The sequence below is a fragment of the Blastocatellia bacterium genome, from assembly GCA_016713405.1.
Lineage (GTDB): Bacteria > Acidobacteriota > Blastocatellia > Chloracidobacteriales > JADJPF01 > JADJPF01.
Window position 1 is genome coordinate 192,688 of sequence record JADJPF010000004.1, and the last position, 15,473, is coordinate 208,160.

The window sequence follows — 15,473 nt, forward strand, 5'->3', positions numbered from 1 at the left end:
AATGCGTAAGAATTTAAGATCTAGAGTATTTATTATTGCTATTACTACTTTGGCTAGTTTACTTTTGATTTTCTACCCTCGTACAGCAGATGAGCAAGGTCGTAAACGTACTGCACAAGAAATGTTGAAAGATTTTACCTCTTGGACAGCAATCAAAGCCAACATGTCTTCACACATCAAATTAGGTTTAGACCTAAAAGGTGGATCTCACCTGTTGATGCAAGTAAAAACTGATGATGTTATTAAACAGATTGGTGATAATAATGCTCGCCAAATAGAGGAAATATTAAAAAAAGCTAATATTCCTGTTAAAAGTTCTCTTAGTCCTGCACTAGGGCAAATTACTGTAGAGTTAAATGATGCTGGCCGATTTGATGAGGCTCAAACTAAAATAAAAAATGAACTTGGGCCAGACTGGGAGTTTAGCAAGCCTAATGCAACTACATTAAGTTATAGGCTTAGTGATGTTGCTGCTGATGAGCGTCGTAGACAAGCTTTTGATCAAGCAATGGAAATTATAGAAAACCGAGTTAATGCTTTTGGTGTAGCTGAACCTACAATTCAAAAACACGGGCCTGATAAAGCTTATCAAATACTTTTACAACTTCCTGGGGTTGATGATCCAGAACGTGTTAAAAAGTTAATAAAAGCAGAATCTAAACTAGCCTTAACACCTGTTGTTGGTAATCCAATGGTGTCACCAACAAAAGAACAAGCTATTCAAGCTGCTGGTGGTGGAGCAAATATTGATGCTTTACCCGTAGCTGCTCAAGAAGGTAATCCAGAAAGTGGTGGGTTTATAGCTGTTGAAAAAACACCTGTAATTACAGGTATTGACCTAAGAGATGCTTCTGCTGTGCCTTCACGCTATGGAGTTAATGACTATGAAATACACTTTACCTTAACTCCCACAGGTGCGCAAAAATTTGAAGCATGGACAGGTGCAAATATTGGTAAATACTTGGCAATTGTCTTAAATAACGAGGTTAAATCATTTCCTAGAATAAATGATAAAATTAGCGATAGAGGCCAAATTACAGGAGATTTTAATAAAGAAACAGGTGGAGATTTAGCTCTTATTTTACGTTCGGGTGCTTTACCTGCTGAAATAATTTACTTAGAAGAACGTACAGTAGGCCCATCCTTAGGTGCAGATTCAATTCAACAAGGTGTTGTAGCTTCTATAGTAGGACTAGTAACAATAATGATTTTTATGTTGTTTTACTATAGATTATCAGGCTTAAACGCCATTATTGCCTTAATACTAAATTTACTCTTTTTAATTGCAGGATTAGCTTTGTTTAAGGCAACCTTAACTTTACCAGGTATAGCAGGTATTATTTTATTGATTGGTATGGCTGTAGATTCTAATGTTTTAATATTTGAGCGAATTAGAGAAGAGCTAAGAGCAGGTAAATTAGTAGTATCAGCCGTAGAAAGCGGCTTTAATAAAGCTTTTCTTACTATTATAGATACTCATGTTACAACAATTGTTTCTGCATTCTTTCTCTTTATCTTTGGTACAGGGCCAATAAGAGGTTTTGCGGTGTCTTTGATTATCGGATTAACCGCTAATCTATTTACTTCTGTATATGTATCTAGGACTATGTTTACCTATTGGCTGGCTCGTGGTGGCCCTAAAGTAGATAAAATTAGTATTTAGAGCCTTTGCGATTTAGAAACTAAGTGAAAGTCTAATTACTTTTCTTTGAAAAATAAAAAATTGGGTACAGGCAATGATAGAAATTTTCAAAAATACTAACTACGATTTTATTGGTAAGCAGAAAATCTTTGTTACTATTACTATTATTCTCTCCTTACTAGGTATTGCTGCCTTTTTAGTTAAAGGCTTTAATTATGGTGTTGATTTTTCTGGTGGAACTTTAGTTACGGTTAGGTTTGAAAAACCTCATGATGATACTAGGCTAAGAACAGCACTATCCAATGAGAAAATTGATGTTACAAAAGTTATTATTCAAGAAATCAGCCAAATAGGTGAAACAAGCAAAAATGATGTCTTAATTCGGCTGCCACAAGCAGTTGCTGATGAAAGTGCTGGTGCTGTTGATGCTGATAAAAGAGCAATAATTAACGCATTGACTAACCATTATACAGATGTTCCAGCAGAAAGCCGTACAAATAAAGTAGATATAAATAATACAGGTTCAGAAACGATTAAAGACACCTTAATTTCTAAAGCTCCTTTAGGTGGACAAGCCGGATCAGAAGCAGAATATGATCGCTTTGCTAAATTTGTTAGTAAATATCGCACTGATAAGGGCGGAATTATTGGAGATATTAGCGAAATTCCTGCGACTGACTTTGATCCTAAGCTAATAGCAGCCTTAAAAGACATTTTCTATACTGCTGACTTTAACATTATTGATGCTTCTGTTGTTGGCCCGCAGGTAGGTAATGAACTACGTAACCGTGCTATTTATGTTACTTTAGCTTCTTTACTAGGAATGCTTATTTTTATTGCATTTCGTTTTGAATTTATTTATGGACTTAGTGCTGTAATTGCTACTGTCCATGACGTAATTATTACATTAGCAATGTTTTCTATTTTTCAATGGGAAATAAGTCTAAATGTAATTGCTGCACTACTTACCCTAATTGGTTATTCAATGAATGACACAATTGTTATATTTGACCGAATACGTGAAATGCTACGTGTTAAACGCCGTACAGACTTAGATCAAGCTTTCCAATGAAGCAATCAACCAAACTTTATCAAGAACTGTTATTGCATCAGGTCTTACCTTCTTTTCTGTTACAGCACTTGTGTTATTTGGAGGCCCGGTTTTAAGAGGGTTTTCTTTAACATTATTTATAGGCATTATTGTTGGAACTTATTCTTCAATCGCTATTGCTACACCAATTATGCTTTGGTGGAAAAATAACTTTGAAAAAAATCCTGCTAAAGCACCAACAAAAACTTCTGCAAAAGAAGCAAAAGAAAAATAGTAATTAGGTAATTGTTGATTATCCTAAATCTTAAAGAAAAAAGCTTGAGAAAATTGTTTCTCAAGCTTTTTCTTTTGTCGTAAATAAGGCACAACAAGCTAAATTTAAAAAATAAATTAGGAAAAACTCTTGACGAGTACTAGATTAGGATAGTAGAATTTTGACGTTGCTGGCCTACAAAAATTTCAACACAAGTGATATGGATTACCAAATATGTAAATTCCTAAAATCTGTTTCTAGCAGAAGTAATTATAGGTTTAATTCTTACTTAATCTTATTAGGTATATTGAATCTGGTTACGGCATATTAAGGTGTTTCCTATCAGTATAGTTCTTTCAGGCACGTCTTAAAAAATCGAAATTCTTTATCTTAAATCCTACAAAGAACCTTCGGCCCATCGGTAACGAAGGGAGGTTTAGCTCAATTATGTTTGAATCAACCTTAGTAGAATCAACTAAAGGGAAACGCGACAATAGAACAACAGTATTTTTTATTGCTACTTCTGCTATTTGGACGCTATCTCTAGTTGGAGCTATCGTTGGTGGTATTTTGCTTTATGATGCTAAATTAGATGAGCAAATGCAATTACTAACAATGTTAGCACCACCACCACCACCACCACCACCACCACCACCACCAGCGTCTTCTGCTCCTAAAGTGGTACCAAAAACAACACCAACGCTGTCTATTAATATGGCAGTAAAAGAACCACCAAAAGAAATTCCAAAACCAACTAGTCTAGCAAAAGTAGAAACCAATACTGGTAGCTTAGATGTAGGGGTTGAAGGTGGCGTTGAAGGCGGTGTAGCTGGCGGCGTAGCTGGCGGCGTTATTGGCGGTGTCATTGGCGGCACAGGCCCTGCTACAGAGCCACCACCACCACCGCCACCTGATCCACCACCACCACCAAAAGCAGATCCACCACCACCATCTATTGTAAGACGAAGTGAAGGTGTTATTCGTGGCAATGCTTTGGATAGACCTTCTCCAGATTATCCAGCATTAGCTAAAACGGCTCACGTTGAAGGTGATGTTGTAGTAGAAATCACTATTGGTGAAGACGGAGGTGTTGCCGCAGCTAGAGTTGTTAGCGGTCACCCACTTCTTCAACAAGCAGCACTCTCTGCTGCTAAGAGATGGAGATTTAAGCCTACATTGCTCAACAACACGGCTGTAAAAGTTTCTGGAGTACTTACTTTCCGTTTCAAATTGTCATAAATATTAAAAAATTATTTTGGAGGTTATAGCTTAAATGATGCTTTTTACTAAACTTACCTTAATGAGTTACCAATTGGCTTTTTTCTTCCAAGAAGGCCAAACCGAAGACTTTACAATGTGGGGCATGATTCAAAAGATGGGTTGGACAGCCCGTGCAGTTGCTATCATCCTTGCTTTTATGTCAATGTATTCAATCGCAGTAATGATTGAAAGATTTCTTACCTATAAAGCTGCTCGTGACCAATCTCGTGAGTTTGCGCCTAGAGTAGCACAAGCCTTAAAAGACAATCGTATTGAAGAAGCTATCAATATTTCTGACCGTCATCGTAAAAGCCACTTAGCTATTGTTGTTAATGCTGGTTTACAAGAATTCCAAGCTCATCAAATGAGCAATGAAATATCTGGTGATATTATTGATGCTTCTAAGCGAGCATTACAACGTGCAACTGCTGTAAAATCAGCCGAATTTAAACGTGGTCTCTCTGCTCTAGCTACAATTGGTTCAACTGCTCCATTCGTAGGTTTATTTGGTACTGTAGTAGGTATCATTAATGCTTTTACTGGAATGAAAGCTGCTGAATCTGCTGGTATTTCTGCTGTTGCTGGTGGTATTTCTGAAGCTTTGGTTGAAACAGCATTTGGTTTGATTGTGGCTATTCCTGCTGTATGGATGTATAACTATTTCCAAGGTAAAGTAGATTCTTTCCAAGTAGAAATGGACAATTCTTCAAGCGAATTAATTGATTACTTCCTAAAGAGAAGAGGAGCAAGATAAATTATGGGAATGTCAGCAGGCGGTAGTGGCGGTTTTACGTCAGAAATAAATGTTACCCCAATGGTTGATGTTATGTTGGTCTTGTTAATTATCTTTATGGTAGTAACACCAATGTTACAATCCGGTGTTACGGTAGTAATGCCAAAAGCAAAAACTCCCAAGAAGACCCTGATATCAATAAAGAAACAGCAGTGGTTGTTGCTATTCCTGCCGATGGACAATTTTATCTTGGCAAAGAATTAATTGCTAAAGAACGATTAACGGAAAAAATAAAAGCAATGATGGAAAACCGTAAAATAGATGATCGTGTTGTTTATATAAAAGGTGGAGCATTAGTTAGTTACGGTTCAATTGTTGACACTATTTCTTCTATTCGTGAATCTGGAATTGATCGCATTGGTTTAGTAACAGATAAAGAGAAAGAAAAAGCTCCAGGTGCTGCAAGCAATTAAGCTAATCTCTACATTACTAAGAGGAGTAACATTATGAGTATGTCGGCTGGTGGCGGTGGTGGTAATGCAAAACCTGATATAAATGTAACACCATTAATTGATGTTTTGCTGGTACTTCTAATTATTTTTATGGTTATTACCCCATTAAAACCACATAAATTTGAAACTAAAGTACCAGAAAAACCACCAGAAGAAATTGATCCTAATATTCAACCTGACCCTAGTTTGCTAGTAGTTACTATTAGTAAAGATCGTAAGATTGAACTTAATAGCCAAGCAATGGATGAAGAACAACTAGGAACTAGATTATCAGATGAATTAAGTAAGCGTCCTACAGATAAAAAGACGCTTTTTATTAAAGCTCCTAAAACTATTAACTATGGTTATATAGTTCAAATTATTGACATAGTAAAAGGTGCTGGAGCAGAACCTATTGGACTACAAATAGATTACCTCGATGAACCAGTATCGTAATGTAATTTAGAAGGGTAGATTAACTTTCTACCCTAGTGGTCTAATTTTTTAATCTAATTAGCTTTTTTTCTAATACTTAATCCAATGCGGCGGTAAATGGATATGAAATCCGACAGTCAGGCCCGCATTACTGTCTGTCTTCGTATTTCTATATTGAAGGAGGAGGCATTTGTTTGCTAGATCTTTAGCAAATAATGCTATTAATCAGGATGAAGATGGTTTTGCGTCATCTAATGTTGGTTTTAATAGTTGCTGTTGCTCTAACTAGTAGTTTGGGTTGTAGTAAACTTAAGGCCAAGGATCGGCTTAATGAAGGAACACGTGCGTATAATAAAGGTAATTATGGAGAAGCAGCAAAACTTTTTGGAGAAGCAATAGAATATAACTCTGAACTTCCTATTGCTAGACTTTACTATGCTGCTTCACTTCGCGCCCAATATTCTCCTGGGGGAGATTCTATTGAAAATAAAACCTTAGGTGAAAATGCAGTAAAAGCTTATCAAGAAGTTATTAAAGCTAGTACTAAGCCACAAGATATAGATGCAGCACACGCTTTTATTGCAGAACTTTATAAGGGATTAGATCAAAAAGAAGAAAATCGTAATTGGGTCTTAAAAAGAATTAATCTTCCTGGACAATCTGATGAAATACGCGCACAATCTTACTATACTTTAGCTGTTGGTTATTGGGAAGATTCTTATAAAATCACACAAAAATACTTAATTCCTCGTACTCAGCCAGCACAATATAAACCTACTACAGAATGGGAAGCAGGAGATGAAGAACAAGTTAAACAGCTAATTCTTAAAGGCTTAGGTTATATGGAAGATTCACTTAAGGTTAATCCAAAGTATGCTAACTGTTATAGTTACCGTGGATTACTCTATCGTGAACAAATAAAGATAGAACAAGATCCAAAACTGAAAAAAGAATTGGAAGAAAAAGCTGCTAAAGATATAGAAGAATTTCAAAAGATTCAAAGAGAGGCTGCTGCTCAACAAGCTACACAAGCTACAAGTTAATATAAGTAAAATTAATTCTCTTAAGTAAGAAGCCCTTTGTGGCTTCTTTCTTTTTTGTTGTTTTAACTTTTTTGATTATACTTAATGCACTAAAAGTTCTCTTGACAATACAAAAGTTTACTAGTTAACAATTAATTTTTATGATTAGATTTGAAGATATATTAAATAAAGTAGAAGGCTATTATAAGGCAGAAGATATACATCTACTTCGTGCCGCTTATCTTTTTTCTGCTATGGTTCATAAGGGCCAAGTTCGTAAATCTGGTGAACCTTACTTAGCACATCCTTTAGAAGTGGCTAATATACTAGCGGAATTACACTTGGATGTAATTTGTGTTGCTACAGGTCTCTTACACGATGTTGTAGAAGATACAGCAACAACACTTGAGGAAATTGAGCAGCGTTTTGGTAAAGAAATTGCTCACTTAGTTGATGGTTTAACTAAAATTTCTCAAATAGGTTACGCTTCCCGAGAAGAAAGCCAAGCTGAAACTGTACGTAAAATGCTACTAGCTATGATTGATGATATAAGAGTTGTGCTAGTTAAGTTAGTTGACCGTTTGCATAATATGCGTACACTTGAATATCTGCCAGCCGAAAAACGACGGCGTAAAGCGGAAGAAACCCTAGATATTTATGCTCCTATTGCTCATCGGCTGGGTATGGGAAAAATACGAAGCGAACTAGAAGACTTAGCTTTTAGATACTTATACCCCAATGATTATAGTAATTTACAAGCAGTTGTTGAACGTAGAAGACCAGAATTAGAAAAAAATATTGAAGAAATTAAAACTATCATTAGCAAAAAAATGATAGAAGCAGGAGTCCCATTAGTAAGAATCGAGTCCAGAGTTAAGCGGGTATACAGTATATTTCTTAAGCTTAAGCGACAAAAAATTACTATTGACCAAGTTTATGATTTAATGGCAATACGCTTAATTACTAGTAATATTAGGGATTGTTATGGGGCATTAGGTGTAATTCATAATTTATGGAAACCTATACCAGGACGTTTTAAGGATTGGATTGCTATTCCACGTGATAATATGTACCAATCCCTACATACTTCTATAGTAACAGAGTCAGGGCAATCTGTTGAAGTACAAATACGTACAGAAGAAATGCACAGAGTAGCAGAAGAAGGTATTGCTGCTCATTGGAAATACAAAGAAAAAAAATTAGGCAAACATACTGATGATGAAACTTTTGTTTGGTTAAAACGTCTGGTAGAATGGCAACAAGAAGTTCCTGATGCAAGAGAATTTATTGATGGGCTTAAGTTAGATTTATATCCTCAAGATGTTTATGCTTTTACTCCAAAAGGTAAAGTTATTGAACTACCTAGAGGGGCAACACCTGTAGATTTTGCTTATGCAATTCATACTGATGTAGGTCATCACTGCACAGGTGCAAAAGTAAATGGTCGCATTGTATCTCTACGCTATCAACTAAGAAACGGGGATGTAGTAGAAGTCATAACACAAAATAACGCACATCCTTCTAGGGATTGGTTAAAGTTTGTTACTACAGGCCGAGCGCGAAATAAAATTAGAAAATATATTACTGATAATGAGCGTGAAAGAGCTTTAGAAATAGGTAAAAAGTTATTTGAAAAAGAATCTGAACGCTTTAAATTAAGTTTAAAGAAATTGCTTAATGATGGAGAAATGCAGCGTATAGCCCCAGAATATGGACTACAAAGGGCAGAAGATTTAATTGCTGCTATTGGATATGGTAAAGTATCGGCACGAGGTGTTATTGCTAAATTAATGCCTGCCGAAGAATTTGCTCGCCTAGATCAAGCTAAAGAAACCAAGCTTGGTCAAGTTATAAAGAAAGTTTTTCGTATTGGTGGGGATCGCATTAAAGTTCAAGGAATTGATGATTTAATGCTTTACCGGGCGCGTTGCTGTAATCCAATACGAGGAGAAAAAATAATAGGTTATATTACTCGTGGCAAAGGGGTTGCTGTTCATACTACAGGTTGCCCTAATGCAAAAAATTTAATGGTCAACAAAGAACGTACAATAGATGTTGATTGGTTGGCTGAAGACCAGCAAGCTTCTTATCCAGTGACTATTTCCGTGATAACAGAAAATCGCCAAGGCTTACTTGCGGCTGTAACTTCAGCTATTTCAAATATTAAAACTGATATTCGAGATGCTCATGCTGCTCTTTCTGCTGATGGACATGGAATAATGGATATTACTACAGAAGTTTATGATGTAAAACATTTAGAGCGAGTAATTAAAGCTGTTAAATCTGTAGATGGAGTGCTTGAAGTTGAGCGTACAAGTCATTATTAGGTAAAATTTACTATATATAAGAGGAATAAATGCAAAAAGAAGCTGTTAAAACGGATAATGCACCGCAAGCAATAGGCCCATATTCCCAAGCAATAAAACTGGGCGATTTGGTTTTTTTGTCTGGACAAGTTCATTTAGATCCTGCTACAGGGCAATTAGTAGAAGGTGATATAACTAACCAAACTCAAAGAGTAATGGAAAACCTGCAAGCTGTTTTACTTGCAGCAGGTAGCAGTTTTGAAAAGGTAGTAAAAACAACAATTTATTTAGCTGATATGGATGATTTTGCTAAAGTAAATGAGGTTTATGGACGTTATTTTCCATCGCCTCAACCAGCTAGATCTACTGTAGCTGTTGCTAGGTTGCCAAGAGATGCTCGTATTGAAATAGACCTTATTGCTTACGTTTAACTATTAGCCAAATCAACTAATTTTTTACGTTCTAGTTTTCCCATAAAATTACGGGGAAGAGAGCTAACAAATTTATATCCTTTAGGGTGTTTGTAGGGAGCTAGATTTTGCTGACAAGTTTTTCGTAAGCAAGTTTCTAGCTCTAATAAATTGCAAGTTTCTTTAGCAACAATACAAGCAATTATCTTTTCTCCTAAATCCTTGTCATTAATAGCTGTTACAGCACATTCCAAAACATCAGGATTTGCAGACAAAACTTTTTCTATTTCCCCTGGAATAACATTGTTTCCTCCAACAATTATTAATTCTTTGATTCTGCCAGAGATAAATAAATAATTATCTTTATCAAATTTTCCTAAATCGCCAGTACGAAACCAGCCTTGATAAAAAGCATCTTGTGTAATTTCAGGTTCTTGCCAATAGCCTTGGAAAACATTCTCACCTTTAACCCAAATTTCCCCAGTTTCATTAACTACTAATTTTTCAAATGTTTGAGGGTCAAAAATACCTAGTTCTACACCTTTTATAGCTTGTCCAACACTGTTTGCTTTAGGGTTATCTAGAGGATTAGAGGCATTAAAAAGAGTTTCTGTTAGTCCATAGCGTTCAACAATTGTAAACCCAAACCTTTGCTTAAAGTGATAAAAAGTTTCTTGATTAAGCGGAGCAGAACCAGAAGTAAAAAGCTGCATTGAGCTAAGGTCAAACTCGCCTTCTGTTTGTAACATTCGGTGGTACATTGTTGGAACACCCATAAAAAAGCTAATTTGTTGCTCTTTTATTGCTCTTAAAGTTACAAGAGGGTCAAATTTTTCTAGAAAAATACAAGTGTTTCCTATAAGCAAACTACCATAAATTCCTAAACCTAAGCCATGAACATGATAAGGTGGTAAAACATGTAGTAGTCTATCTTTACTAGTGCATTGCCAAGTATCAATAAGTAAAGCAGATAAATTACTTATAAGGCTACTATGTGTTATTCCAACACCTTTAGGTTTACCAGTTGTCCCACTAGTAAAAAGCAGTAATGCTAAGTCATTTTTATTAATACTTTCTATTTCTTCTAATAGTTTTAGAGAAGGATCTTTTAATAAATTTGTAAAATTAAAAGTATTAGGTAAATCGACTTTTTCAGCACCTTCAAGCCACCATGAAGCACTAGTAGAATTAACTAAGTTAGAATAATTCATTAACAAATCTGACTTGCTAATAATTAACTTAATATTAGCTATTAAAAAAATTTGTTCTATTTCTCTGGCACTTAAAGCAGGGTTAAGAGGAATGATAATGGCACCTATAGCTAATAAAGCAATATGTACAGGGACTAAATTGCTTGATTTTCCTAGAGATACAGCAACCATATCACCTTTAACAATAGAATAATTGTTTAGTGCATTTATCCAATAGGAAACTTCTAATAAAATTTCTTGATTATTTTTTTGCCAAATGACTTCTTGATTTGCTGAAATGGCTAAAAAAGCAACTTTATCTTTTTCCTTCTGTAATATATCTATAAAAGTTTTTGCTAAGTTCATTTAATTAAATAATATGTATGAGTAAAAATAAGAGATTTTTGCGAAATATTACATTTATTTTGGGAAAATTTCCATCTGCAAAATATAAATAGACAACTAGAAAAACTGAAGGGAATGAATTAGATATAACTTCTTGATAATAAATCAGATCGATTATTCAAAAAGCTAGCTTAAATCTTCCTTATTTCTTATGTCTTGGTACATTGTTTGCACAAAGTAAAGGTGCCATTTCAGAATGAAAGGGGGTGTTAACCATGACGAAAGAAATGGAAAAAACCACAAATATTGAGCCTAAAGAAGTTGCAAAAGGGTTCTTTACACCTGGATTTTTCCTAGCTCCAAGAAATTTCTTTAATACAAACCCTTTTGAACTTATGAAGGAGTTTACTAAAGAAATGGATAAAGCATTTGAAGGCTTTGGTTTAGAAAAGACTGTTGATTGGAAGCCTGCAATGGAAGTATTTACCAAAGAAGGAAAATACTTTATTCGTACTGAACTACCAGGGATGACAAGAGAGGATGTAAAAGTTGAACTAGAAGGCAATAAGTTAATTATCCGTGGTGAACGTAAGAAAGAGCATAAGGAGGAAAAAGAAGGCTATTATCGTTCAGAAGTTAACTATGGTGAATTCTATCGAAGCGTTTTACTTCCTGAAGGTGTAAAATTTGAAGAAATAGAAGCCAAGTTTAACAACGGAGTCTTAGAAGTTATTATGCCAGTTCCTGAAGTTAAAAAAGTAGAGCCAAAAGCAAAAGAAGTTCTTATTGGTGAAGCAGCCAAAGCAGCTAAAGTATAAAGATAGATTTCAAATAATTTTGCGTAGTCGGTAAGTTAGATAGTTTGTTTGAGGTTGTTGATCAAGTGATGTGGCTATGGCCGTCCAAGATTCTCTAAAAAAGAATTAAGGGCGGCCATAGCTTTTATAAAAACTTAAAATTTTTCTACAGGACTAAGTAAAATACTAGAAATCATAATTACTAGTAAAATTACAGCACTTATTGCCATAGCAACACGCATTTTTTATATTTTTCTTTTTGCGACCTTTAATTAAACATACAATCCATTCCCAATGGGTGAATAAATGTGTACTAATTACTAGTAGAATTGCTATTGCAATCCAAAAATGAATATCGCCCCATTGATGCCTGCTAAAGCCTAAAATACCTTTGAATTGACCACTTCCAGGAGGGAGTAAATAGCGAATAATTATCCCAGTTGTTGCTAATAACAAAAATAGCAAAAAAGCTACAGAGTCAATAATAAAGTTTACTTTTGGTTTATTCATGACATAACCTCCTGCAAAATAATAATTTGCTAATGGCTTTATCACAAATTTACGCAAAATAAATGCCAATAAGTAATATTAATAGTAAAATGGTTTTATCTAATCTTTATTTGGTATTTAATTCCATTGATCATTTCTGTCCATCCATTTAATTGCTAAATAATACCAAATGGGAGCTACTATAAATAAAATGCTTAGTAAAGAGCCTTGTGTCCATCCTAACCAAATAGTGTAAATAGCTACACTAGCCATTAGTAGAATGGAAAGCCAAAAACATATCCATGCCGTAATTCTACTGGAAAGACCTGATACAGCTAATTTAACCCAAAGAGGTTTTTTAATATTGGTTTTATCATTCATATATTTTACTTATGTAATGAGTAAGCTTCCAAAACTCGGCCTGCGTTACGTTTCCAAGTATAGTTTGCAATTACATCTTGTCGTGCTTGTTCACCTAATCGCTTGCATTCGGTAGGTTTAGCTGAAAGTTTAGCAAGCGTTTCAACTAGCATATCAATATTGCCTGGCTCAATCAAATAGCCGTTTTTCCCATCTTCTATAACATCAGCTATTTGGCCTAAGCGACTAGCCACAATAGGTTTAGCCATTGCCATATATTCAAAAAGTTTTGTTGGAGAGCCAAAAAAATCACTTCCATCTTCCATTGGTACATGAGGAGAAACTAAAATATCACAAGCGTCTAAATAAGAAGGTACAAGGCGATGACTTAACCTACCAGTCAAAGTTACACGGTCTAAAGCATTATTTTTCTTTAAGATTTCTTCAACCTTAGATTTTAAGCTACCTTCGCCAATTAATAAAAAATGACAATTAGAATCTTTAGGTAAGCGAGAAATTGCTTCAGCTAAAACTAAAACACCGTGCCAAGGGCCAAATGTACCAACAAAACCAACTACAGTTTTATCTGCAATACCAAGTTGGGTGCGTACCTGTTCGCCTCCTTGGTTAGGGCGAAACATTTCTGGGTCAACACCATTAAAATTAACTACTACTTTTTGTGATGGCACGCCAGCTTTAATTAAATTATTTTTTTCTACTTCTGAAACTACAAAAATTAGTTGTGCTGCTTGAAGATTAAGGTTTTCAAATTTTTCTAGTAGCCATAACAAACTTGCATCATCCCAATGACGACCTACCCAAACTTCTGAACCGTTAAACTCAAGTAGTAAGGGAATTTTTGTTAGCCAGGAAATAAAAACACCTGCCCAAGTGAAACGGCTATAACGTTGGTAAATAAAATCTGGAGGATCAGCTTTAATTTTTCTAAGTGCTTGAAAAGAAAAAGCTAAGTTATTCCATAACTCAAAAATCATTCGGTGAGCATTAAAAAACGCAGACGGTTCTATTACTGTAATTGGAGTTTCTTCTTTATTAATACCAGAAATACCATCATTAGAAATAAATTGCATTTTTGCGCCATTTTCAATAATTCCTTTAGTAAAACCATTGATATGGCTATTTGCTCCACCTGTTTGCGCTCCGCTAGTTGGGGTAGTACGAATAAAAGTAATTTTAGGCAGTCCTGATTTAGCTGTCCAACTTATTGGCTTTAATTTAACTAAAATTGCTAGCAATGTTGTTAAAAACCAGGAAAGCCCAATTACTAGAAAAGATCCTACGGCTTCAATAAATAAATGTGGGATTTTAATAAAAATAATTTTTGCACGAGAATGAGTTTCTGAACGATTATGAGCATCAACTAACCAGCATTCTTTACAACCAATTAGCAGCCCAAAAATTAGCATAGGAGTGCGGCGGGTTTGCCACTCTAAACGATCACAGAAAATAATAAAAATATCTCGCGCTGTGTTTCTCATTTGCCAAAGTCTAGCTAATTGAGAGCCAGAACGAATCTCAGATTTATTAACTAAATCTAATTCTACATCTCCAAATTTACCTTTAACCCACTCAATACCAGTTTTTGTATCATTAGACAGGTCAATCATTGTGATATGAATTTTTTTATTTGTTTCCTGACAAACAATCTTATAGTAATAATAATGTAGAGTAAAATTGCTAGCTGAAGCTATTGCTAGCATCCAAGCGGCTCCCATTGCTCCAAAACGGGGTAGGACAAAAAACAGACTAATAACATTAAGCACACCAATAAAAACCGAAATATTGCGTAATTCGCTGCCTCGGCTGTGGGCGGAAAGAAAAGTATTGTAAGGTTGAAATAAGCCGCCAAAAAATGCTGCTACAGCAAATGCAGGTAAAAGTTTAGTTGCATAAGCATATTTTGATGTGTAGATAAGGATTAATAAATAAGGGCCAATTAAAACTAAGCTAATTGCTCCTAAACTAAGGAGTAACAAATTAGATTGAATAATAAGAGGTTTGACACTAGGCTCATTAGCAAAATTCTTAAAACGAGTAATTGCCATTGAGCGAGAAAGATTAGTTAGAGGTTCAGCAAATTTTTGTGCTAAGTTATAGAAACCTAATGTAGTTGCTCCTAAAAATAATGGAATTAATATTCCATCTAGCTTAGTAGAAAGCATTGTGGTAATACGACCAAAATAAATATCAAATCCAAATCGCTTAGTTTCTGAAATTATTTGTTTAATGTTTTCTTTTATTCCTGTAAAAGAGGGTTTCAACAACAAAATTACTATTCCACAAGAAATAATAATTGCTATAAGTGATGAAAACATTGCTGTTAGGACTGTTAATTGATTAAGAGAAAATAAAATTATTATATTTATTAAGGTTGTGATTGGAAGTAAAATTCTTAATAAAGATAATGATCGAATGTGGTTTAAGCCTTGACAAATTTGCTCAATACATAGTTGCATAGGCACTATAGCACATAGAGGAGCAATAGCTAGTAAGTAACTTTCTATCTGTGAATTAAGAAATAAATTAGAATCTAGGTTTGTATATTTAATTATTAATGCTATAACTGGGTTAAAAAGCTCTCCAATTAAAATAATTACAACGCTAAAAGAAGTGCCTATTATTGCAGCTAAAACTAGCAATGCTCCTATTAACTTACGTATGTCTGTAG

At 34.8% G+C, this 15,473-nt stretch carries 16 protein-coding genes; 12 read left to right on the forward strand and 4 right to left on the reverse strand.

Annotated features, from left to right (window positions below; translation table 11 throughout):
• Position 1 precedes the first annotated feature (1 nt).
• The 11 genes from secD (at position 2) to IPK14_07140 (ending at position 9,624) form a co-directional block, all read left to right on the forward strand.
• Positions 2 to 1,663, forward strand: a complete 1,662-nt coding sequence (gene secD / locus IPK14_07090; GenBank protein MBK7993186.1) for a protein translocase subunit SecD — start codon at positions 2 to 4, stop codon at positions 1,661 to 1,663.
• 73 nt (positions 1,664 to 1,736) lie between these two features.
• A complete protein-coding gene (locus IPK14_07095) occupies positions 1,737 to 2,714 on the forward strand; it encodes a protein translocase subunit SecF (protein ID MBK7993187.1) in 978 nt (325 codons plus the stop codon).
• Positions 2,698 to 2,967: a hypothetical protein gene (locus IPK14_07100; protein MBK7993188.1), complete on the forward strand. Its 270-nt coding sequence runs from the start codon at positions 2,698 to 2,700 to the stop codon at positions 2,965 to 2,967. The genes IPK14_07095 and IPK14_07100 overlap by 17 nt, the downstream gene beginning before the upstream one ends.
• Before the next feature lie 426 nt (positions 2,968 to 3,393).
• Positions 3,394 to 4,185 carry an energy transducer TonB gene (locus IPK14_07105; GenBank protein ID MBK7993189.1) on the forward strand — a complete coding sequence of 264 codons (792 nt, stop codon included), beginning with the start codon at positions 3,394 to 3,396 and terminating at the stop codon, positions 4,183 to 4,185.
• Positions 4,186 to 4,222: 37 nt separating this feature from the next.
• Positions 4,223 to 4,960 (forward strand): MotA/TolQ/ExbB proton channel family protein, encoded by a 738-nt coding sequence (locus IPK14_07110; GenBank protein ID MBK7993190.1) that lies wholly within the window; start codon positions 4,223 to 4,225, stop codon positions 4,958 to 4,960.
• 3 nt (positions 4,961 to 4,963) lie between these two features.
• A complete protein-coding gene (locus tag IPK14_07115) occupies positions 4,964 to 5,203 on the forward strand; it encodes a biopolymer transporter ExbD (GenBank protein MBK7993191.1) in 240 nt (79 codons plus the stop codon).
• The gene (locus IPK14_07120; GenBank protein MBK7993192.1) at positions 5,152 to 5,412 is read left to right on the forward strand and encodes a biopolymer transporter ExbD; all 261 of its coding nucleotides are present in this window, start codon (positions 5,152 to 5,154) and stop codon (positions 5,410 to 5,412) included. Before IPK14_07115 ends, IPK14_07120 begins: the two co-directional genes overlap by 52 nt.
• Before the next feature lie 33 nt (positions 5,413 to 5,445).
• On the forward strand, positions 5,446 to 5,886 hold the full coding sequence (locus tag IPK14_07125) for a biopolymer transporter ExbD (protein MBK7993193.1): 441 nt from the start codon (positions 5,446 to 5,448) through the stop codon (positions 5,884 to 5,886).
• A gap of 215 nt (positions 5,887 to 6,101) precedes the next feature.
• Positions 6,102 to 6,908: a hypothetical protein gene (locus tag IPK14_07130; GenBank protein ID MBK7993194.1), complete on the forward strand. Its 807-nt coding sequence runs from the start codon at positions 6,102 to 6,104 to the stop codon at positions 6,906 to 6,908.
• A gap of 140 nt (positions 6,909 to 7,048) precedes the next feature.
• A complete protein-coding gene (locus IPK14_07135; protein ID MBK7993195.1) occupies positions 7,049 to 9,214 on the forward strand; it encodes a bifunctional (p)ppGpp synthetase/guanosine-3',5'-bis(diphosphate) 3'-pyrophosphohydrolase in 2,166 nt (721 codons plus the stop codon).
• 29 nt (positions 9,215 to 9,243) lie between these two features.
• Complete coding sequence (locus IPK14_07140; protein MBK7993196.1) at positions 9,244 to 9,624, forward strand: RidA family protein; 381 nt, start codon at positions 9,244 to 9,246, stop codon at positions 9,622 to 9,624.
• Here IPK14_07140 and IPK14_07145 read toward each other — a convergent pair.
• The gene (locus tag IPK14_07145; GenBank protein MBK7993197.1) at positions 9,621 to 11,159 is read right to left on the reverse strand and encodes an AMP-binding protein; all 1,539 of its coding nucleotides are present in this window, start codon (positions 11,157 to 11,159) and stop codon (positions 9,621 to 9,623) included. The genes IPK14_07140 and IPK14_07145 overlap by 4 nt on opposite strands.
• A gap of 254 nt (positions 11,160 to 11,413) precedes the next feature.
• On the opposite strand from IPK14_07145, the gene IPK14_07150 reads away from it, so the two are divergent.
• Entirely contained in the window at positions 11,414 to 11,956 is a 543-nt protein-coding gene (locus IPK14_07150) for an Hsp20/alpha crystallin family protein (protein MBK7993198.1), read from the forward strand.
• A gap of 165 nt (positions 11,957 to 12,121) precedes the next feature.
• Here the strand turns inward: IPK14_07150 and IPK14_07155 are convergent, their stop codons facing one another.
• The 3 genes from IPK14_07155 to IPK14_07165 all read right to left on the reverse strand — a co-directional run bounded on the left by IPK14_07155 (position 12,122) and on the right by IPK14_07165 (position 15,444).
• A complete protein-coding gene (locus IPK14_07155; protein ID MBK7993199.1) occupies positions 12,122 to 12,445 on the reverse strand; it encodes a DUF4405 domain-containing protein in 324 nt (107 codons plus the stop codon).
• A gap of 117 nt (positions 12,446 to 12,562) precedes the next feature.
• On the reverse strand, positions 12,563 to 12,805 hold the full coding sequence (locus IPK14_07160) for a hypothetical protein (GenBank protein ID MBK7993200.1): 243 nt from the start codon (positions 12,803 to 12,805) through the stop codon (positions 12,563 to 12,565).
• A 5-nt stretch (positions 12,806 to 12,810) separates the two neighbouring features.
• Positions 12,811 to 15,444, reverse strand: coding sequence for a glycosyltransferase (locus IPK14_07165; protein MBK7993201.1), 2,634 nt, complete (start codon positions 15,442 to 15,444; stop codon positions 12,811 to 12,813).
• Positions 15,445 to 15,473: the final 29 nt, after the last annotated feature.

Coding starts and splice junctions, on each gene's coding strand:
- IPK14_07145 (MBK7993197.1), bottom strand. CDS start 11,159: ATGAACTTAGCAAAAACTTTTATAGATATATTACAGAAGGAAAAAGAT.
- IPK14_07140 (MBK7993196.1), top strand. CDS start 9,244: ATGCAAAAAGAAGCTGTTAAAACGGATAATGCACCGCAAGCAATAGGC.
- IPK14_07160 (MBK7993200.1), bottom strand. CDS start 12,805: ATGAATGATAAAACCAATATTAAAAAACCTCTTTGGGTTAAATTAGCT.
- IPK14_07115 (MBK7993191.1), top strand. CDS start 4,964: ATGGGAATGTCAGCAGGCGGTAGTGGCGGTTTTACGTCAGAAATAAAT.
- IPK14_07150 (MBK7993198.1), top strand. CDS start 11,414: ATGACGAAAGAAATGGAAAAAACCACAAATATTGAGCCTAAAGAAGTT.
- secD (MBK7993186.1), top strand. CDS start 2: ATGCGTAAGAATTTAAGATCTAGAGTATTTATTATTGCTATTACTACT.
- IPK14_07105 (MBK7993189.1), top strand. CDS start 3,394: ATGTTTGAATCAACCTTAGTAGAATCAACTAAAGGGAAACGCGACAAT.
- IPK14_07155 (MBK7993199.1), bottom strand. CDS start 12,445: ATGAATAAACCAAAAGTAAACTTTATTATTGACTCTGTAGCTTTTTTG.
- IPK14_07110 (MBK7993190.1), top strand. CDS start 4,223: ATGCTTTTTACTAAACTTACCTTAATGAGTTACCAATTGGCTTTTTTC.
- IPK14_07125 (MBK7993193.1), top strand. CDS start 5,446: ATGAGTATGTCGGCTGGTGGCGGTGGTGGTAATGCAAAACCTGATATA.
- IPK14_07095 (MBK7993187.1), top strand. CDS start 1,737: ATGATAGAAATTTTCAAAAATACTAACTACGATTTTATTGGTAAGCAG.
- IPK14_07130 (MBK7993194.1), top strand. CDS start 6,102: ATGGTTTTGCGTCATCTAATGTTGGTTTTAATAGTTGCTGTTGCTCTA.
- IPK14_07135 (MBK7993195.1), top strand. CDS start 7,049: ATGATTAGATTTGAAGATATATTAAATAAAGTAGAAGGCTATTATAAG.